17 protein-coding genes are annotated in these 20,117 nt (G+C 68.1%); 11 read left to right on the top strand and 6 right to left on the bottom strand.

Features of this window, described 5'->3' with window-relative positions; all coding sequences use genetic code 11:
- Window positions 1-172: 172 nt before the first annotated feature.
- Window positions 173-1,066, top strand: coding sequence for a fructose bisphosphate aldolase (locus A5705_RS18080; protein WP_067875640.1), 894 nt, complete (start codon window positions 173-175; stop codon window positions 1,064-1,066).
- Between the two features lie 59 nt (window positions 1,067-1,125).
- Here A5705_RS18080 and A5705_RS18075 read toward each other — a convergent pair whose 3' ends face one another.
- A complete protein-coding gene (locus A5705_RS18075) occupies window positions 1,126-2,205 on the bottom strand; it encodes a DUF190 domain-containing protein (RefSeq protein WP_068279010.1) in 1,080 nt (359 codons plus the stop codon).
- A gap of 254 nt (window positions 2,206-2,459) precedes the next feature.
- Between A5705_RS18075 and A5705_RS18070 the strand changes: the two genes are divergently transcribed.
- Window positions 2,460-4,385 carry a pyruvate kinase gene (locus A5705_RS18070; RefSeq protein WP_082956537.1) on the top strand — a complete coding sequence of 642 codons (1,926 nt, stop codon included), beginning with the start codon at window positions 2,460-2,462 and terminating at the stop codon, window positions 4,383-4,385.
- Here A5705_RS18070 and A5705_RS18065 read toward each other — a convergent pair.
- Window positions 4,317-4,910 (bottom strand): TetR/AcrR family transcriptional regulator, encoded by a 594-nt coding sequence (locus A5705_RS18065; protein ID WP_067875646.1) that lies wholly within the window; start codon window positions 4,908-4,910, stop codon window positions 4,317-4,319. The two genes, A5705_RS18070 and A5705_RS18065, sit on opposite strands and share 69 nt — an antisense overlap.
- A gap of 141 nt (window positions 4,911-5,051) precedes the next feature.
- On the opposite strand from A5705_RS18065, the gene A5705_RS18060 reads away from it, so the two are divergent.
- From A5705_RS18060 to A5705_RS18050, 3 genes are read left to right on the top strand one after another with little or no spacing between them, the layout of a single operon-like run.
- Complete coding sequence (locus A5705_RS18060) at window positions 5,052-7,277, top strand: acyl-CoA dehydrogenase (protein ID WP_068279007.1); 2,226 nt, start codon at window positions 5,052-5,054, stop codon at window positions 7,275-7,277.
- 9 nt (window positions 7,278-7,286) lie between these two features.
- Window positions 7,287-8,495 (top strand): thiolase family protein, encoded by a 1,209-nt coding sequence (locus tag A5705_RS18055; RefSeq protein WP_068279004.1) that lies wholly within the window; start codon window positions 7,287-7,289, stop codon window positions 8,493-8,495.
- A gap of 2 nt (window positions 8,496-8,497) precedes the next feature.
- The gene (locus tag A5705_RS18050) at window positions 8,498-8,911 is read left to right on the top strand and encodes a Zn-ribbon domain-containing OB-fold protein (RefSeq protein ID WP_068279001.1); all 414 of its coding nucleotides are present in this window, start codon (window positions 8,498-8,500) and stop codon (window positions 8,909-8,911) included.
- Between the two features lie 79 nt (window positions 8,912-8,990).
- Here A5705_RS18050 and A5705_RS18045 read toward each other — a convergent pair whose 3' ends face one another.
- The 3 genes from A5705_RS18045 to A5705_RS27340 all read right to left on the bottom strand — a co-directional run bounded on the left by A5705_RS18045 (window position 8,991) and on the right by A5705_RS27340 (window position 11,706).
- Window positions 8,991-10,163: a sulfotransferase gene (locus A5705_RS18045; RefSeq protein ID WP_068278995.1), complete on the bottom strand. Its 1,173-nt coding sequence runs from the start codon at window positions 10,161-10,163 to the stop codon at window positions 8,991-8,993.
- Window positions 10,160-11,263 (bottom strand): DUF1214 domain-containing protein, encoded by a 1,104-nt coding sequence (locus tag A5705_RS18040; protein ID WP_067875660.1) that lies wholly within the window; start codon window positions 11,261-11,263, stop codon window positions 10,160-10,162. Before A5705_RS18040 ends, A5705_RS18045 begins: the two co-directional genes overlap by 4 nt.
- Window positions 11,264-11,373: 110 nt before the next feature.
- A complete protein-coding gene (locus tag A5705_RS27340) occupies window positions 11,374-11,706 on the bottom strand; it encodes a hypothetical protein (protein ID WP_082956536.1) in 333 nt (110 codons plus the stop codon).
- Between the two features lie 307 nt (window positions 11,707-12,013).
- On the opposite strand from A5705_RS27340, the gene A5705_RS18035 reads away from it, so the two are divergent.
- The 6 genes from A5705_RS18035 to A5705_RS18010 are packed head-to-tail and all read left to right on the top strand — an operon-like array spanning window position 12,014 to window position 18,262.
- Complete coding sequence (locus tag A5705_RS18035) at window positions 12,014-13,366, top strand: amidohydrolase family protein (protein ID WP_067875663.1); 1,353 nt, start codon at window positions 12,014-12,016, stop codon at window positions 13,364-13,366.
- A 2-nt stretch (window positions 13,367-13,368) separates the two neighbouring features.
- Window positions 13,369-15,705, top strand: coding sequence for a CoA transferase (locus A5705_RS18030; protein WP_068278992.1), 2,337 nt, complete (start codon window positions 13,369-13,371; stop codon window positions 15,703-15,705).
- A 2-nt stretch (window positions 15,706-15,707) separates the two neighbouring features.
- Window positions 15,708-16,037 carry a hypothetical protein gene (locus tag A5705_RS18025; RefSeq protein WP_067875668.1) on the top strand — a complete coding sequence of 110 codons (330 nt, stop codon included), beginning with the start codon at window positions 15,708-15,710 and terminating at the stop codon, window positions 16,035-16,037.
- A complete protein-coding gene (locus A5705_RS18020; protein ID WP_067875671.1) occupies window positions 16,027-17,193 on the top strand; it encodes a thiolase family protein in 1,167 nt (388 codons plus the stop codon). Before A5705_RS18025 ends, A5705_RS18020 begins: the two co-directional genes overlap by 11 nt.
- A complete protein-coding gene (locus A5705_RS18015) occupies window positions 17,190-17,612 on the top strand; it encodes a Zn-ribbon domain-containing OB-fold protein (protein WP_068278989.1) in 423 nt (140 codons plus the stop codon). Before A5705_RS18020 ends, A5705_RS18015 begins: the two co-directional genes overlap by 4 nt.
- Window positions 17,609-18,262 carry a PadR family transcriptional regulator gene (locus tag A5705_RS18010; RefSeq protein ID WP_067875675.1) on the top strand — a complete coding sequence of 218 codons (654 nt, stop codon included), beginning with the start codon at window positions 17,609-17,611 and terminating at the stop codon, window positions 18,260-18,262. Before A5705_RS18015 ends, A5705_RS18010 begins: the two co-directional genes overlap by 4 nt.
- A 23-nt stretch (window positions 18,263-18,285) precedes the next feature.
- Here A5705_RS18010 and fadD1 read toward each other — a convergent pair whose 3' ends face one another.
- A complete protein-coding gene (gene fadD1, locus A5705_RS18005) occupies window positions 18,286-19,902 on the bottom strand; it encodes a fatty-acid--CoA ligase FadD1 (protein ID WP_068278982.1) in 1,617 nt (538 codons plus the stop codon).
- Window positions 19,903-20,117: the final 215 nt, after the last annotated feature.

Below are 20,117 nucleotides of genomic sequence, written 5' to 3'. Positions count from 1 at the left end.
ACGAGGTCATGGACGCGCTGAAGCCGCGCTGAAGTGAGGACCGCAGCGGGTATACGCGGGGTGTTCGGGCGAGACCAGCTTGCCCAGTCCTGGTGATGGCCTGCCTGCTCGCGCCCCGATGAGACGAATATGATCGGCACCCGACAGTGCCACGAGGGAGTGGGGAAGTTCCATGCCGAACCAGCAGCAAGCCGACCGGATGACATCGGGCAAGGGATTCATCGCAGCGCTCGACCAGAGCGGGGGCTCGACGCCCAAGGCGCTGCGCCTGTACGGCATCCAGGAGGACGCGTACTCCTCCGAGGAGGAGATGTTCGACCTGATCCACGAGATGCGCTCGCGGATCATCACCTCTCCGGCGTTCAACGGCGACCGGGTGCTGGCGGCGATCCTGTTCGAGCAGACGATGGACCGCGACATCGAGGGCAAGCCGTCGACCACCTACCTCTGGGAGACCAAGGGCGTGGTGCCGATCCTCAAAATCGACAAGGGCCTGGCCGAGGCGTCCGACGATGTGCAGGTGATGAAGCCGATCCCGGGCTTGGACGACCTGTTGGAGCGGGCCGTGAGCAAGGGTGTCTTCGGCACCAAGGAGCGGTCGGTGATCGGCGGGGCCAACCAGAAGGGCATCGCCGCGGTGGTCGCCCAGCAGTTCGAGCTCGCCCGTCAGGTGTTGTCGCACGGCCTGGTGCCCATCATCGAACCCGAGGTCACCATCTCGATCCCGGACAAGGCGCAGACCGAGGACATCCTGCGGGACGAGATCACCAAGCAGCTCGAAGCGGTGCCGGACGGGCAGCGCGTGATGCTCAAGCTGAGCCTGCCCACCGAGGTCAACTTCTACCGCCCCCTCATCGAGCACCCGAAGGTGATGCGGGTCGTCGCCCTCTCCGGTGGCTACTCGCGCGACGAGGCCAACGCGCTGCTGGCGAAGAACACGGGGCTGATCGCCAGCTTCAGCCGCGCGCTGACCGAGGGGCTTTCGGTCGACCAGTCCGACGAGCAGTTCAACGCCACGCTGGACAAGTCGATCCAGTCGATCTACGACGCGTCGGTCGGCGGCTGAGGCCGGGACGGGCGACTACTGCGAAATTCATTCGCACCGCGGCGGTTTGAGCCGATCGCTCAATAGCGATGGTTGGCCATGGGCGGTCCGCCCTCGCCGCCATCGCCCTCGTCTGACACCACAGCGGGCACCATTTCGCTCGTCACCAGCCCCTCGTCGCGGGTGAGTTCGTCGACCACGTCGAAGCACTCGGCGATGTTGGCCGGCGTGTCGATGACGATCGTGACCACGGGGACGCGACGGCGCAGCGAGAGCAGCTTGTCACCGTGGGGTTGGTGGTCCCCGTGGTAACCCCAGATCCCGCGGATCACCGTCGCGCCGTCGGGCGTTTCACGCTGACGGAGCCGCTGGACGATCGCGCGGTGGATCGGCAGCCCGCCGTGCAGGGCCGACTCGGACGTGTAGATCATCAGCTTCTGCCACAACGGCAGGCCATGTTCGTCGACGCCGGGCAAGGCATGCGGCCGTTCCAGTAACTCGCCGTCGCGCTTGCACACCCGCACGCGTTCGAGCGTGAACATCGGCCGCCCCAGCAGCTTGCCGAGTTCAGGCAGCAGCGGACCGATCCGGTCGCCGTGCCCCACGGCCACGACCATCATCGGCACGTTGGCGTTGCGGCCGAAGAAACGCGCGCGGTGCCGCTGTCCGTGAGTGACGCCGTCGACACCCAGGAACACCGATGCCCCGGCGATGCGGCGGCGGTGCATCAGGTCGCAGACGGCGATGTAGGCCGGCACACCGTCGACGCGCTCTTTGCGGCCTACGTAAATCGTCAACTTGACCGCCTCACGCAACTCGTCAGGGAGCTCCATCGGCGCGAGCTCGTCGCGCAGCAGACGCGCGCGTTCCAGGGTGAGCAGGCCGCGCTGCTTGATGGCCAGTACCGGGTCGAGCAGCGCCTCGATCTTTGATTTGGAGTCGACCGCGACGATCGCCACCGGCGGATCCTCGGACAGCGTCAGCGACTCATCCGTCCGCAGGTGGCGCCCCGTGCCGAATCCGCCGATGCCACGCAACACCACGCCGCAGGCGATGCGGTGCTGCGCATAGAGGCGGAGCAGCACGTCGGAGACGAAGCCTTCGTCGGTTCGTCGCCGCTCGGCCAGATATGTGGTGAGCTTCAGACAATCTTCGTCCACGGCCGCTCCTCAGGCGTAGAACCCGCCAAAGCTTAACGGGAGCCCGAACGCGGCCGGCGACGTGTGCCGGTCGGTTCCCGCGGTGCGCCGCCCGGGCCTGGCGGATTCGGGACCAATTCCTCTGCCGAAACCCGGCGAAACGCGACTAATCTCATGTCTGCCTTGGTGATTCGCATCAAGAACCGTTACGGAGACGTTAACACTGTGTGGCCGCAAGCCCACGAAGCGAGGAGCCCGTCGTGCCCAGTGAGCGCATGGCCGACCGGTTGCAGGGCACCCCGCACGGCGCACGGCCGTCGGCCGAGACCGACAGCGACCGGCGACTGGTGGGTCTGCTCGGCCGGGTCGACGGCCTGCTGGCCCGATTGTCGGATGCCGAACTCTCCTGGGCAGAATGGCTGTCCGCCGTCGCGCCCGAGCACCGGCCGAGCGCGCGGAACCTGGTGCACTACTGGGCGATTCGCCAGTTCGACCTGCGGGACCTGCAGACGGGCCTGGCGGTGTTCGGCCTTTCTTCCCTGGGCCGCAGCGAATCACACGTCCAGGCCACGCTTTCAGCCGTTCGCTCGGCGATCGCCGCCATCGTGGCGGGAAAGTGGCAGCCGCCGCCACCGTCGGCGGTTCCCATCGAGCAGGGGCCGGAGATATTGCGGCGGCGCACGGTCGAGTTGCTGGGCTCCCAGCCGCCGCATCGCGTGACGCGCATCATGGTCACGCTCCCCTCGGAGGCCGCGACCGACGCCGACTTGGTCCGCGGGCTGGTGCAGCGCGGAATGAACATCGCACGGATCAATTGCGCACACGACGATCCACCGGCGTGGCGGGCGATGGCGCACCACGTCCGGGACGCGGCGGCGCGTTCGGGTCAAACATGCCTGGTGGCAATGGATCTGGCGGGGCCAAAGCTACGGACCGGTCCACTGGAGCCGGGACCCCGTGTTGTCAAACTGCGTCCGCGGCGCGACACCCTCGGCCAGGTCGTCACCCCGGCGCGGGCGTGGCTGACGTCGACCGAGGAACCGATGCCCGCTCCCGAAGCCGGCATGACGGTGGTCACGGTGCCGCGACCGTGGCTGGCCGGCCGCGCCGCCGGCGACGTACTGGTCTTGCGGGACGCGCGCGGGTCCGCGCGTCGACTGACGCTCGAGGTGGTTGACGAGCCCGCTTCGGGTGGCTTCGTGCTGACCGCGCGCAAGACCACGTACCTGGAAACCGGAACGGTGCTGCGGGCCGACGGCGGCGGGGAACCGACCGAAGTGGGCCCGCTCCCCGAGACGGAGCAGAGCTTGGCATTGCGCGCGGGCGGCCTCTTGCAGCTGACCCGCGACTGCTCACCGGCCCCGGTCGCCCGGGGCCAGGCCATCCCTCGGATCGGTTGCACGCTGCCGGAGGCCTTCGACCACGCCCAGCCGGGCGATGCGGTCCACTTCGACGACGGCAAGATCGGCGGGCGGGTGCTCACGGTCGACCGTGACGTCCTCACCGTGCGCATCGATCACCCCGAGCAGGGCGAAGCCCGCCTGAAGGCGGGCAAGGGCATCAACATGCCCGACACCGACTTGCCGATCTCGGCGCTCACCGAGCGCGACGTCGCCGACCTGTCCACCGTGGTGGAACTGGCGGACCTGGTCGACATGTCGTTCGTTCGCATCCCGGCCGACGTCGAGCGGTTGCTGGGTGAACTCGATCGCCTCGGTGGAGACGATCTGGGCATCGTGCTCAAGATCGAAACCCGGCGCGCCTTCGAACACCTGCCCCAGCTACTACTCACCGCGATGCGCCGGCCGCGGGTCGGTGTGATGATCGCCCGGGGCGATCTTGCCGTCGAGTGTGGCTACGAGCGGATGGCCGAGCTGCAGGAAGAGATTCTGTGGCTGTGCGAGGCCGCCCACCTCCCGGTGATCTGGGCGACCCAGGTACTGGAGCAGCTCGCGAAGACCGGGCACCCGTCGCGCGCGGAGATCAGCGACGCGGCGATGAGCGAGCGGGCCGAGTGCGTGATGCTGAACAAGGGCCCGTACCTCGACGACGCCGTCACCGTGCTCGACAACATCATGCGGCGAATGGCGGAGCACTACTACAAGAAGAACGCGTTGTTGCGTCCGTTGCGGTCATGGTCGGCGGCGCGACCCGAGCGCTTCGACGATGAATCGGGTGGTGCGTTCGGCCCGGCGCCGTGAATACTGTTGCGGCTCAGACAATATCGGAAATACCACGCCGCCGACGATCGCGTCCGCGGCTGATTCGGCGGCGGCCGCATCGACGCCATCGGCGATCAGCCGGGCCCGTACGCTGTCGTGCAGTGGTGCGCTGAACCCGGCGCGCAGCTTGACCGCGGTGTCCTCGTGCTCCATGCCGGCGACCGTCAGTATTCGCAGCATGGCCATGCCGCGCGCCGTCGTCAGGCTCGCGACGAGCTTGCCCACCCACCGCACCAGGTCTGCGGACACGTCATCGGTGTGGTCGACCGAGGCCAGGATCTTGTCGGCATCCTCCAGCATGACGTCGGCGACGAGCGCGGGGCGGCTCGGCCACCAGCGATAGATGGTTTGCTTTCCCACGCCGGCCCGGGCCGCGACCGCCTCGATGGTCAGGCCGTCGAATCCGCGCTCGAGCAGCAGCTCCCTCGTGGCGGTGACGATGGCCGTGCGCGATTTCTCGCTGCGGCGCCGTGGCGGGCCCGCCCGGACGAGATCGCTTGGCATGTGGTGATCCTCACTGCTGACTGGCCCGCTTTACATATCCTGACCCGCCCCGTAGTCTGCCACAAGACGAGACGGTTCGTCTTGTATGGGGAAAGGGTAGCGGTCTTCGATGGCGTGTCGTCTCAGCCGCGCGGGGCCCCCATGACGCTGGGCCTCAGCCCGGAGCAGCAGGCCCTCGGCGACTCCGTCGTCCAGTTCGCTGCTCGACACGCCCCGATCGCCGACACCCGCGCCAGTTTCGACGCGCTGGCCGCGGGGCGGGTCCCGGCGTGGTGGGACTCCTTGGCCGCAACCGGTTTTCACGCGGTACACCTCCCGGAGCGCCTCGGCGGCCAGGGCGGACGACTGATCGATGCCGCCTGCGTCCTGGAAGCGGCGGGCAAGACGTTGCTGCCCGGACCGCTGCTGCCGACGGTGACGACGGGAGCCGTTGCGCTGCTGGCCGATCCGACACCGGCCGCCGAAACATTGTTGCGTGATCTCGCATCCGGTTTACCCGCGGCCGTCGTCCTTCCCGACGGCGGCGACTTCCGGGTCAGCGCCGACGGCGACGGGTGGTTACTCAGCGGGGAGTCGGACGTCACCGCGGGCCTGTGTTCGGCGGGGGTGATCCTGGTCGCCGCCCGGTCCGAGGGCGGCGACATCGTCTGGGTGTCGATCGACACCGAAAACTCGTCGGCCGTTGTGGAATCGATTCGCGGAACCGACCTGGTCTGCGATGTCGGAATCTTGCGGCTGAACGACTATCGCGGCCCCGGGTCCGCGGCGTTGACCGGTATCGACGCCGAACGCGCGCGGTGCGTCGCAGTGGGGCTGGTGGCCGGCATGACGGCCGGCATCGCGGAGTGGTGCGTCGAAGCGGTCACGGCGCACCTGCGCACGCGGGAACAGTTCGGCAAGGTGATCGGGACCTTCCAGGCGCTGCAGCACAGCGCGGCGATGCTCTTGGTCAACAGCGAGTTGGCGACCGCGGCGGCCTGGGACGCCGTGCGTGCCGTCGACGAGCCGCCCGACCAACATCGCCTGGCCGCAGCCGGGGCCGCGGTGACTGCCGTCTCGCCGATCCCGGATCTGGTGCTCGATGCCCTGACGATGCTCGGCGCCATAGGTTTCACCTGGGAACACGACGTGCACCTCTACTGGCGGCGGGCGATCAGCCTGGCGGGATCGATCGGTCCGGCCAATCGCTGGGCCCGGCGCCTGGGTGAACTGACGCGCACCCGCCAACGCGACATGTCGGTCAATCTGGGCGACGCCGAGTCGGACTTCCGGTCCTGGGTCTCCGAGACGCTGGATGCGGCAATGCAGTTGCGCAACGACACACCGGCTCCGCACGGCGATTACCCGGACCAGGCCTCCGGGCCGCAGCGCACACTGCTCGCCGACGCCGGTCTGCTGGCGCCGCACTGGAAGGCACCGTGGGGCGTCGATGCGGGTCCGCTCAAACAGCTCATCATCGACGAGGAGTTCGCCAGGCGCCCCGGGCTGGTGCGGCCGTCGCTCAACATCGCCGAGTGGATCCTGCCCTCGGTGCTCGCCGCAGCGCCAAAAGAGCTGCAGGAAAGGCTGATTCCGCCGACCCAGCGCGGCGATATCCATTGGTGCCAGCTGTTCAGTGAGCCGGGAGCCGGCTCGGACCTCGCGTCGCTGGCCACCAGGGCGACCAAGGTCGACGGCGGCTGGCGGATCAACGGCCACAAGATCTGGACGTCGCTGGCGCAGTACGCCGACCTGGGAGCGCTGCTGGCGCGCACCGACCCCGAAGCGAGCAAGCACCGCGGCATCGGTTACTTCATCGTCGATATGAAATCGCCCGGCGTCGAAATCCAGCCCATCAGGACGGCGACCGGTCAGGCGCACTTCAACGAGGTCTTCCTCAACGACGTCTTCGTCCCCGACGAGATGCTGCTGGGCGGTCCCACCGACGGCTGGAGCCTTGCGATCGCCACGATGGCCGAAGAGCGTTCGGCCATCAGTGGATACGTCAAGTTCGACCGTGCCGTCGCGCTCCGCCGGCTCGCCGCGCAACCCGGTCCGGATCGTGACGACGCGCTGCGTGAGCTCGGCGAACTCGACGCCTACGCCAACGCCATCCGGGCGCTCGGCGTGCGGGAAACCATTCGGCTGCTCGACGGACAGGCGTCCGGCCCGGCGTCCAGCATCGCCAAGGTCGCGATGAACGTGTTGCTGCGCCGTACCTTCGAGGCCACCCTGCAGTTGACCGGTCAGGTGGCGATGGTCGATGACGCTGACGCCGCGGTCGTGGAACCCTACCTGCATCTCCCGGCCGAGCTGATCGGCGGCGGAACGAGGGAGATCCAGCTGAACATCATCGCGCAGATGATTCTCGGGCTACCCCGGAAATAAGGACACAGCATGGGATTACGTGGAGAAGCCGCGATCGTCGGCTACGTCGAGCTGCCGCCCGAGCGGCTGGCCAAGGCCACGCCGGCGCCCTTCGTGCTCGAACAATGGGCCGAACTCGCCGCGGCCGCGCTCGAGGACGCCGGATTGCCGGGTGATGTAGTCAATGGCATCGCGGCCTCGCACCTGGCCGAGTCGGAGATCTTCGTACCCTCGACGATCGCGGAATACCTCGGCGTAGGAGCAAGATTCGCCGAGCTGGTGGACCTCGGCGGGGCCAGCGCCGCCGCGATGGTCTGGCGTGCGGCCGCGGCGATCGAGCTCGGCATCTGCGACGCGGTCCTGTGCGCGCTGCCCGCCCGCTACATCACGCCTTCGTCGAAGAAGAAGCCCAGGCGGATCGTCGACGCGATGTTCTTCGGCTCGTCGAGCAACCAATACGGCTCTCCCCAGGCCGAATTCGAGATCCCGTACGGTAACCTCGGCCAGAACGGCCCCTACGGCCAGGTGGCCACGCGCTACGCCGCAGTCTACGGTTACGACGAGCGGGCGCTGGCCAAGATCGTCGTCGACCAGCGGGTCAACGCCAACCACACCGAGGGCGCGATCTGGAAGGACAAGCCGCTCACCGTCGAGGACGTCCTCGCCAGCCCGGTCATCGCCGACCCGCTGCACATGCTGGAGATCGTGATGCCCTGCGTCGGGGGCGCCGCGGTCGTCGTCGCGAACGCCGACCTCGCCAGGCGGGCGCGCCACCGTCCGGTATGGATCAAGGGATTCGGCGAGAACGTGCCGTTCAAGACGCCCACCTATGCCGAGGACCTGCTGCGCACCCCGATCGCCGCGGCCGCCGACACGGCCTTCGCCATGACGGATCTGTGCCGCGACGACATGGACATGGTGTCGATCTACGACTGCTACACCATCACCGTGCTGCTGTCGCTGGAGGACGCCGGGTTCTGCGAGAAGGGCAAAGGCATGGAATTCGTGGCCAACCACGACCTGACCTTCCGCGGCGACTTCCCGCTGAACACCGCCGGCGGCCAGCTGGGGTTCGGCCAGGCCGGACTGGCGGGTGGCATGCACCACGTGTGCGACGCCACCCGCCAGATCATGGGCCGCGCGGGCGCCGCCCAGGTCGCCGACTGCAACAGCGCCTTCGTGTCCGGCAACGGCGGCATCCTGTCCGAGCAGACCACGCTCATCCTGCAGGGGGACTGACGATGGACTTCGAACGGCCCATGCCCGTCAAAACTCCTACCACAGCGCCGTTTTGGGATGCGCTGGGGCAGCACCGCATCGTCGTCCAGTACTCGCCGTCCTCCGAAAGCTATGTGTTCTACCCGCGGGTGCGCGCGCCGCGCACGCTGGCCGACGACCTGGAATGGCGCGAGATCTCCGGCATGGGAACGCTGTACTCGTTCACGGTCGCCCGCCGACCCGTCGGCCCGCACTTCGCCGACGCCGTCCCGCAGCTGCTCGCCATCGTCGAGTGGGACGAGGGGCCAAGGTTTTCCACCGAGATGGTCAACGTCGATCCCGACGACCTGCGGGTCGGGATGCGGGTGCGCCCGGTGTTCTGCGACTACCCCGAGCACGACGTCACGATGCTGCGCTACGAACCCGCCGACGTTTAGCGCGTCGAGATCGACGTTGTCGACACGTCCTCTCGAACTTTTGCACGCTGCCGTCGATCTGGGTGTGAAGCGCCGGGATTCAGCGCAGCCGCTCGGTCGGCACCCCGTAGCGGTCCTGGTAGGCGCGCACCCTCTCGCGGACCTCGCCGGCGTCCAGGCCGGTGTCGGCCCACGTGTAGCGACTGGCGCCGCCGTCGCCCGGGTGGGTGGCGAGGAAGTCCCGCATCCTCTGCGCGGCTTCGGGTTTCAGTTCGCGGCCCAGCCTCTGGTAGATGTCTTTGATGGTCGTCCACGGGTCGTTCACGAAATCGGTGAACAACACGTCGATCACGCGTCCGGACGGGATGGCGCCGGCCTCGCGCAGCGCCATTTCCCGATCGAGGCCGACGACGATCTCCTCGTAGGACTGCGCGGCGCATTCGGCGATGTTCGACTCGTCGCTGCCCATCCGCCGGAGGTGGTGGGTCAGCGCGGCGATGGACGAGATGACATTGAGGGGGTCGCGGTGCGTCTGCACGATGAGCGCGTCGGGGTACTCGGCGAAAAGGTCATCGAGATGCCACAGGTGGGCGGGCGATTTCAGCAGCCACTGCCCGGGAACGCCGGACTGCAGGTGCTGCAGGAAGATTCGGTGGAACCGGTAGGCGCCGGCATGATCCGCCTCATACAACAGCCAACGGTAGTAGCTCGGCACGCGGTACTGCACCGAATAGATCATACTGGTGAACTCGCTGGCGGTGATGCGCACGCACTCCTGCCCGACGAGAGCGCCCATCGGGTGGAATGCCAGGAAGCCGGGGATGATCTGTTCGGAGAGCTCGATGCCGGCCTGCGTCGAAGCGATGCGCGGGTCGGTGTGATAGGTCTCCGGCTGTGGGACCGGACAGGGCGCGTCGACCTCCCACGTCAGCGGCGCCCGCAGATCGGGGTCCTGGGTGAGCAGGTCATAGAGGATCGTGGTGCCGGTGCGGGGCTGGCCGACGATGAAGATCGGCGCGGTGATCGGCTTGGCGGCGATGTCGGGATGCGTGTTGCGCCAGTCGATCACACCGAGCCGGTTCTTCAGGGCACGCATGATGTCGAGGTGCGCGATCTCCACACCGATGGCCGAGAGTCGCGCTTCGTCGACCAGCGCGTCGGTGAGGCGCTGCAGCCCGGCCTGCCACCCATCCGCGCCGAAGTCGTCGCTTCCGGCCTCCTCGCAGGCGGTGGCGATGAGTTGTTCCGGGGCGAACCGTTCCCGCAGGGTCATGGCCGCTCCTTTCGCTCGCGGACCGAGACGGAGACGTCGGGCGGGCTGGGGTTGTCCAGCCAGCGCACGACGATGAACCCGCGGTGCCGTCCGCCGGTGTCGAGCCAGTGACCAAATCCCATGTCCTCCGCGGAGATTGCGATGCGCACCCGACCGTCCGCGTCGGGGCGCACGGCACGATTGGTGACCGAGCTGTGCCGGCGCCGCGGCTCCAGGCACTCGTGCCAAAGGCTTTCCAGCGTCACGTTCCAATAGCGCGTATCGGGTGGCGCGATGTCGAGCACCAACGCCTGGCCCGGATCGAGGCGGAAGGTCCCCATCATGTACAGGTTGTCCGGGGTGGTGTCGGCGGCGCCGAGATCGGCCGCCTCGGCGGTCAGCAGGGTGTTCGGCTTGTCCAGGAGCTCGGGCTTGATCGTGCGGTGCATCGTGACGAGCTTCATCAGCGTCCACGCCATCGCGGTGAACTGGTCGGCGAGCTCGACGTCGGTCAGCGGTGTCACCGGTCCGGCGTCGAGGGCCGCAATGTTCAGGGTGCTGAGCCGCTCGCGGGCGCGGTCACCGATGTACTCCCGGACGACGACCGAGGACGCATCGTCGGGAATCTTGACCCATTGCGCGCCCGCGAGATCGGCGGGCTCGTCCGTCGAGAGCACGAGGGCGAATTCATCGCCGTTGAGCGCGAGGTCGGTGTCGCTGAGGTAGTTGGCCATTCGCCGCGGGGTCATCCCGGTGCCGGCGAGGACCTGGAAGCCGAGGTATGCAGTGGTGCCCCGGGTGCCGGTGATCCGGTAGCGCCGGTCGCCGCGGATCATCGCCAGGTAGTAGTTGCCGTCGGGGTTGGGTCCGCCGATCATCCTTGTGTCCGAGCACATGTCGAAGAAGGCCGGCCGGTCGGGATCGGCCTCGACGGACAGTTGCGAGCACAACGACGAGACGCGGGCGATGACCCGCAGTCCCTCGAGAAGTTCGCGTTCCGATTCGGCGTCCTCGGTCACGATCTTGGTGACGTCGGTGACCATCTGCTGGAAGAACTGCCACGCCGCGCGCGCCTTCGGCGCGGCTGGTTCTGACGACACCGGCGCCTGGATATCTGTCATATTCTCCTGCTTCCCGCTAGCCCTTAGAGATGCTGCTCCGGCATGGCGTCGAGGACAAGAGGGCCTGCCGGTTCAGTGCCTGGTTTGGGGCAGCGGGTTGCGTGTGGTGCCTACGAGCAGAAGTCGCACCAATCGGGTTGAAGAGGAGGCGGATTGTCTCCGTCCCAAACACCGCTGGGCAGGTGGCCCTTGTACGGAACGTTGCCTTTTCCGTTCGCCACCCAGTACCAGGTGTGGCAAACGTTCATGTCCCATTGGTAGGCAACGCCTGGGCCCGTATGAGGGCCCACGGTGGCGTGGTACACCATGGAATCGCCCGGGCACCAGCGGTACGGGCCGGGGGAGTCGGCCTGGGCGGTGCCCGCGCCGAGAACAAGGCTGGCCAGCCCCAGGCAGCCGGACGCCAACAGTGTCGTTGCGGCTCCCGCGATTCCTCGCTTCATGGCTGAGTCCTTTCGCCGGTGTCTCATGGCGGGCGTTGTCAGGCAAGCAAATACCGCCGGTGCTGCTACCGATCCCAACATGAGGGCAACTGCCCTGCTCGGCCGCTTACGGACTAATAGTCCGGCGCTCGAGAATCGAGCAAAAATGCGGCCGGCGGAGGCGGGCCCCGGCGCGGGAGCCTATATCCACGGACGCCATTAGGAGCCAGCCATTTTCGCGCGCCGCCGCTCGCCCCCACGGCAACGCCGAGCGTTGACACTGTGACTCACCTCATTGTCTACTAGTCGATAAGCGAGGGAGTGGGCCATGAACAAGGATGATCTGATCCTGATCAGCGTGGATGATCACATCGCCGAGCCGGCCGACATGTTCGACGCGCATGTCCCCGCCAGGTTCAAGGACCGTGCGCCGCGGGTCGTCACCGAACCCGACGGCGTCGAGCAGTGGTATTACGGTGAGGTCCGGGGGCGGAACATGGGCCTGAACGCCGTCGCCGGCAAGCCCCGCGAGATGTACAACATCGACGCCTCGCGCTACGACGAGATGCGGCCGGGCTGCTTCAACGTCGACGAACGGGTCCGCGACATGAACGCGGGCGGCCAGCTCGCGGGCCTGAACTTCCCGAACTTCACCGGCTTCTCGGGTCAGGTTCTCAACCAGGGTCCCGACCGCGACGTCAACCTGGTGATGATCAAGGCGTACAACGACTGGCACGTCGACGAGTGGTGCGCCGCCTACCCGGGCCGGTTCATCCCGTGCGGCATCCTGCCGCTGTTCGACGTGGCCGAGGCGGCGAAGGAAGTGCAACGCCTGGCCGACAAGGGCTGCCACGCCGTGACGTTCTCGGAGAACCCGGAAGCCTTGCAAATGCCCAGCATTCACACTCGCTACTGGTATCCGCTGTTCGAGGCCGCCTGCGAGAACAAGACGGTGCTGTGCACGCACGTCGGTTCGGCGTCGCGATCGCCGCAGGTGTCCAGCGACGCCCCGCCCAGCGTGCAGATGACGGCGTCATCGATGATGAGCATGTTCACGTTCACCGAACTGCTCTGGGCCGAGTTCTGGGAGGACTTCCCGCAACTGAAGTTCTCCCTCACCGAGGGCGACGTCGGCTGGATCCCGTACTTCCTGTGGCGCGCCGAGCACGTCTACAACCGGCACTCGGGCTGGACCCTCGCGAAGTTCCCGCCCGGCTACAGCGGACCCAGCGACGTGTTCAAGCGCCACTTCTACACCTGCTTCATCAGCGACAAGGTCGGGGTGCGCAACATGGACTGGTTCAACGAGGACATGCTGTGCTGGGAGTCCGACTTCCCGCATTCCGACAGCAACTGGCCGTTCGCACCCGAGGACGTCATCGAGACGATGGGCCATCTGGACGACTCGGTCATCAACAAGATCACCCACGAAAACGCCATGGCCGCATACTCGTTCGACCCGTTCCGGTACATCCCCAAAGAGCAAGCCCGCGCCGGCTACCTCCGCGCGGAGGCCACCGACGTCGACGTGGTGACCCATGTCGGCCGCCGGGCCGGCCAGCGTGACCGCGACGCCTGGACCCGGATGACGCAGTTCGCCCTCCAGTCGCAGGTGACGGCCGAAGCTTCTGATATTTCCCGGCGATCCGCCGGGTTCCGTGCCACCACCCTGGGCAACTGAGCGTGGCCGCCCGGGCGCCGTTCGCCGGCTGGCGGGTGCTGGAGCTGTCCAACGGCATCGCGGTGTCCTACTGCGGCAAGATGCTCGCCGACGCGGGCGCCGAGGTCGTGAAATTCGAATCAGGCCAAGGCGATTCGATGCGGAACTGGTCCGCCAGCCCCGGCGGTCCCACCGGGGCGCTGTTCGGCTACCTGGCGGCGGGCAAGAAATCGGTGAACAGCGACGCGGAGGCGACGGCGCTGCTGGCCGGCGCCGACATCGTACTCACCGACCTGACCGACGGCTGGCGCATCGACGACATCACGGCCCGCACCGGCCCGTCGGCGGTGGTGGTCGCCGTGACGCCGTTCGGCATGACGGGTCCCTACGTCGATGACCGGGTGGTGGCCAACGAGTTCATCCTGCAGGCGTTGTGCGGCTCGATCGCCAGCCGGGGCTGGCCTGGAGAGGAGCCGGTGCAGGCCGGCGGGCAGCTGGGCGAGTGGCTGGCGGGCACCTTCGCCGCGGCGGTCGCCGCCGCCGCCGCACGCCATGCCACCCGCGGCGGGCGCGGCGAGGTCGTCGACGTCTCCACGTACGAGGCGATGGTCATCGCGATGGGCGGGCTGTCCACCATGTCGGCCAGCGTGCTCGGCGCCGATTCCCTGCTGTACCAACGCAGCCTGGAACTGCCGTCGATCGTTCCCACCGCCGACGGCATGGTCGGGTTCTGCACCATCACCGCGCAGCAGTTCCAGGACTTTCTGGTGATGATCGATCGCGCCGACCTGGTTGACGACGCCGAGTTGGCCTCGTTCGCCGGCCGCGTGGAACGGCGCGACGAGTTCCTCGGCATGGTCACCCGGTGGACCATGTCCCGCACCACCCGGGAGATCGTCGACATCGCCGTGGCGTTCCGCATCCCGGTGGCCCCCATCGGCACCCCGGCCACGTTGCCCACCGTCGACCACTTCGTGCAGCGCGGCGTCTTCGTCGACTCAGAGGCCGGAGTGCTGCAGCCCCGAGTGCCATACCGCAGCGCGGCGATGGCGACCGCGCGGCCCGGGCGGCCTCCGGGTCACGGCGCCGACAACGGCCGCGTCCACTGGCCTGCGCGACCGGACCGTCGTCGCCCGGACGCGGGCGCGCTTCCGTTGTGCGACATCCGGGTCACCGACCTGACCGCGTTCTGGGCGGGACCGGTCGCCACCCAGTTCCTGGGGGCGCTCGGCGCCGACGTGATCAAGCTCGAGGGTGTACGCCGCCCCGACGGCATGAGGTTCTCGGCCGGCCGCCCGCCCGACTGGGACCGGTGGTGGGAGTGGGGCCCGGTGTTCTTGTGCAGCAACAACAACAAGCGCGACCTGAGTCTGGAGCTGAGCACCGCCACCGGGTGCGCCATCGCCTTGGAGCTCATCGCGGCAAGCGATCTCGTGATAGAGAACTTCTCGCCGCGGGTGATGGACAATTTCGGTTTGACCTGGGACGCAGTCGCCGCGGCCAATCCGCGCGCGATCATGGTCCGGATGCCGGCGTTCGGCCTCGACGGACCCTGGCGCGACCGCGTCGGCTTCGCCCAGACCATGGAACAGGCGACGGGCATGGCATGGATGACCGGACACGCCGACGGCCCGCCGGTGATCCCGCGCGGGGTGTGCGACCCGATCGCGGGGCTGCACGCCGCGTTCGCCGCGATCGCGGCGCTGGCGATCCGCGACCGGGACGGGGCCGGGATGCACGTCGAATCGACCATGGTCGAGGCCGCGCTGAACGTGGCGGCCGAGATGTTGGTGGAGTACACGCACAACGGAATCGAGCTGTGCCGGAACGGAAACCGGGGGCCGGGTGCGACCCCGCAGGGCGTCTACCCGTGTCCGGGTGACGACGAATGGGTCGCGCTGGCCGCGCTGGACGACACGGCGCGCGTGTCGCTGGCGCGGCTGATCCACCGACCCGACCTCGGTCCGCGCGAGGCCGCGTGGCGGGAAGCCGCCGACGACATCGACAAGCTGATCTCCGATTGGACCGCGCGGCACCCGGTGGCCGAAGCGGTCGCGGCGCTGCGGGGCGCCGGCGTGGCCGCCGCCCGCGTCACCGCGCCCGCCGCCTTGCTGAGCGACCCCCAACTGCTCGCCCGCGGCTTCTGGGAAACCGTCGACCATCCCGTCGCAGGCTCCTTCCTGTGCACGGGCATGCCCTTCGCGTTCGTCGGCGAGCACCGACGCTGGATCCGACGCGTGCCGCCACTGTATGGGCAGCACACCGACGAAGTGCTGACGGGCATTCTGGGACGCGGCCCACAGGAAATACTCGGACTGCGCGCCGCGGGGGTCACCAGCGTGCGTCCGGCGGGACTGTGAAAGTGGCCGTGACGCTGTGTGTTCCGCCGCGCGCCGGCGAGCTGTGCGCACCGGTGCGGTTCCTGGTGCGGCAGGACTCGGTGGTGATGGAGCTGACCGCCCGGCACCGGATCACCGGCGTCGAGTGGGACCAGCGCGAACGGGCGGTGGCGATGATCGTCGAGATCACCGACCCGCAAACGGCCCGGCCCGTCGACGTGCGAATCGACGTGGTCGAGCCCGGCACGGCGCGCGCCGCGGGGCGGGCCACGACGATCGGGACCATTACCCGTGAGGGGCGGGAATACGACGTTGTGGGCACCTACCTGGGAGTGGTCGCGGATGAAAACTAGCCCGGCGAAGCGAACCGCGGCGATCGTCGGGGTGCACAACACCCGGCAGGGCCGCCGGCTGGACGGCGAAACCTCGCGAGGCCTGGCGCTCAAGGCGATTCAGGGCGCGCTCGACGACGCCGGCCTGAGCCTCGACGACGTCGACGGGGTCAGCGCGGGGCCGCTGTCCACGACGTTGATCTACGACCTGCGCCTCGGGCCGGCCTGGCAGGGGCTCGCGTTCGGGGTCGGCATGATCACCGAGGCGGCCACCGCGATCGAACACGGCATGGCCGACGTCGTCGTCCTGGTCGCCGCGCAGGCGGGGGAGTACCGCGATCACGAGGCCACGGCGCCGTGGACCCGGCCCGAGAACGAATTCGTGGCCCCTTGGGGAATGTTCACCACCGCGGAGTTCGCGCTCATCGCCCGGCGCCATATGCATGTCTACGGCACGACGCGCGAGCAACTGTCGACCGTCGCGGCAACCATTCGCAACAACGGATCGCGCAACCCCGAAGCCGTCTACTACCAACGGGGACCGTTCACGCCAGAGGACATCACCGCGTCACGGCCGATCGCCGACCCCTTCCACCTTCTCGACTGCGCCACCACCTCCGAGGGCGGATGCGCGCTGGTCGTGGCGAACATCGGCACGGTAGAGGTTGCCGGCCAACCGATCTACGTGTTGGGCAGCGGTGCGGACTTCCACGGCCCGTCGTATCAGCACCCGCCCGCGTGGGACCTGGCCGGTCGGCGCGGCGATCACGTGAACGGCGTGGTCGGCAGGCGCGCGGCGGAGCGCGCGTTCAGCCAGGCCGGGCTGCGTCCGGACGACGTGGACGTGCTGGAACTTTACGATCCGTTTTCGTTCGAAATCATCCGCCAGCTCGAGGCTTTCGGATTCTGCGGCGATGGCGAGGGCGGTCCGTTCGTCGCCGACGGTCACATCGCCATCGACGGCAGCCATCCGGTCACCACCGACGGGGGAACCATGTCATTCAGCCACGCGGGCTCCAATCCGCAGATGATGCAGCGGGCCATCCGCGCCGTCCAGCAGCTGCGCGGCCAGGCCGGTGACCTCCAGGTGCCCGACGCGCATGTTGCGTTGTGCAGCAACGGGGGGGCCGGCGCCTTGTTCACCACCGTCCTGATCCTCGGAGACGAACGGCCATGACGACAGAATCCCTGCGACCGCAGACCGGCCCCGTGCCGCACGCCGCCAGCCAGCAGAGCATCCCCTTCTGGCAGGGCTGCCGGTCCGGGGAGTTGCGCTACCAACGCTGCGAGGCGTGCGGCCTCGCGAACTTTCCGCCGACCGAGCATTGCCGCCAATGCCTTTCGGCCGAGCTGCACTGGGAACGCGGCGGCGGCCTCGGCGAGGTGTACAGCTGGACCCTGGTGCATCGCGTGGTGACCCCGGAGTTCGAACCGCCCTACGCGCCGGCGATCGTCACGCTCGACGAGGGCTACCAGATGCTGACCAACCTCGTCGGTGTAAACCCGGAAGACCTGGCGATCGGCTTGCGGGTGCAGGTGCAATTCCACGCCGTGGGCGCCGACGTGACCCTGCCCTATTTCACCGGATTGCCATGAGTGTGGCGCGCACCAGCAACGGCCTGCCGGTGACCGCCTACCTGGTCCTGGGCGTGCTGGCGGCCAACGACGAGCAACTCACCGCCGGCGAGGTGAAGATGCGGGCCGAACTGTCGGTGGGCCACTTCTATTGGTCGCCGTCGGTGAGCCATGTGCGGCGCGAACTGAACCGGCTGTTGGCGCGTGGGATGGTCAGCGAGATCGGAGCCCGATCGGGCAAGCGTGCCATCACGCTGTACGAGACCACGGACGCCGGAGCGGATGCGCTGCGCCGCTGGGTCCAGCACTTTCCGGATCAGGATCAGGTGGTGATCAAGCACCCGGTCATCCTGCGGACCTGGCTCGCCCGCGGCGAGGAGCCGGAACGTGTGATCGACGCGCTGGAGCGGCATCTCGTGGCCACCCGGGATCGGCTGGACGAGGCGCTGTGGTCGAGGCAGCGCTCCCGCGAGCTCGGCATCGTCGACGACCCGGACCAGCGCTTCTCGTTCGCGGTCCTCGACTACGCGATCCGCGGCCTGTATGCGGAAATCTCCAACATCGCCCAGCTACGCGACGAGATCGCCAGTGGCACAAGCCGGGACCCCGTCAAACGGGTGCGACGGTCGAAGGGGCAGATCCGCCGCCGGGCACGCCGGGAGCCGGGCTAGACCGACGGTGGTGACCCGCAGCGCTAGGCCGACGGTGGCGACCCGCAGCGCCCGGCTACGCCGCGCTTGCGATACGCGGTGCCGCGCGCTGCGCGCTCCCACAGGACTTCGCCCTCGCCGGCCACCGTTCCCTCGGCGATCAGCCGGCGCTTGAGCACCTTGTGGGTGGCGGTGCTGGGGAGGTCGGCGGCGATGCGGACATAGCGCGGCCAGGCCTTCGGGGACAGGTCGGGCTGCGCGCCCAAAAACGCCTCGAACTCGTCGGGCCGGAGCTGCGCGCCGTCGTTGAGGACGATCGCTGCCATCACCTGGTCCCCGACCCGCTCATCGGGGACGGCGTACACCGCCGCGCGGTTGATGACGCTGTGCCGCAACAGGATTCGCTCGATGGGCGCCGCGGCCAGATTCTCGCCGTCGACCCGCATCCAGTCAGCGGTGCGGCCGGCCAGGTAGATCCAGCCCTCGGCGTCCCGGTAGGCGAGGTCGCCGGACCAGTACATGCCGTGGCGCATCCGTTCGGCGTTGGCGTCGGGGTCGTTGTAGTAGCCGGTGAAGAAACCGGATCCGCTGGTGTTGACCAATTCGCCCACGGCCTCGTCGGCGTTGGCCAGCGCGCCCTTGGCGTCGAAGCGCGCGACGGCGCATTCGGTGACGGTTTCGCTGTTGTAAATCGCGACCCCCTCGACGCCTCGGCCGATCGAGCCCTTCGGCGTGCCGGGTTCGCGGATCACGATGACCGCGTTCTCCGTCGAGCCGAACCCGTCCTCGACCTGAACCCCGAACCGGCGCGCGAACTCCTCGATGTCCTTGTCGTTGGCCTCATTACCGAACGCCACCCGCAGCGGGTTGTCGGCGTCGTCGGGGCGCTCGGCGGTGGCGAGAATGTAGGCGAGGGGTTTCCCGACGTAGTTCATGTAGGTGGCGCCGTAGCGGCGGATGTCGTCGAGGAAGTTGCTGGCCGAAAATTTCGCCGGCACGATCGCGGCGCCGGAGACCACGGCGGGCGCCCATCCGGCCACGACGGCGTTGGAGTGAAACAGCGGCATTGACACGTAACAGGTGTCCTGTGCGGACAGCGCGAAGCGCTGCACCAGGTTGATACCGGCGAACGTCGCCATCAGGTGGGATACCTGCACCGCCTTGGGATTGCCGCTCGTTCCCGAGGTGAAGATCATCATGAACGCGTCCATCGCGGTGACTTCGCGATGCGGGACGAATTCGCCGGCGCCGCCGAGGAATTCGGCCCACTGCGGCGCCGAGGTGTCCAGGATCCGGGTTCCCTCGAGGTTCATACCGTCCAGCAGCGGCCGGTGCTCGGCATCGGTCACGAGGAACTGACAGTGCGCCCGCCGGACGTCCGCGGCCAGGGCTTCGCCGCGCCGCGTGGTGTTCAGGCCGCACAGCACGTAGCCGCCGAGCCCCGCCGCCGCCATCTGTGCCAGCATCTCGGGGGTGTTGCCCAGCAGGGCGCCGACGTGCAGCGGCCGTTGCGGGTCGGCGGCGGCGATGAAGGCCGCGGCGCGCGCGGTCGATCCGGCCAGGTACTGGCTCCAACTCCATTGCAGGGTACCGTGTTTGACCGCGACAGCCGGGTCGGACAGGCGCTTGCGCAGCAGCGCCTGAATCGTGTCGTCAGCCATCGGCTCGGTCCACCTCCACTACGAGACGAGACGGTCCGTCTTATAGTAGCGGGCGGCTCCGCTCGCGGTTATGGCGGACCGCAGGCGTGACAACACCTTGTGTTGTAGAAGTTTTCATGCCCATTTCGGCGAGGGTTCCCCATCGAAGACCGTGTACATAACCGGTCTGGTTGCATATGCGGGCCATCATTGGCTCATGCTGTTCGAGCTGCACA

This window comes from Mycobacterium sp. E787, assembly GCF_001668725.1.
Lineage (GTDB): Bacteria > Actinomycetota > Actinomycetes > Mycobacteriales > Mycobacteriaceae > Mycobacterium.
This window is presented reverse-complemented; position numbering and strand designations above follow the sequence as displayed.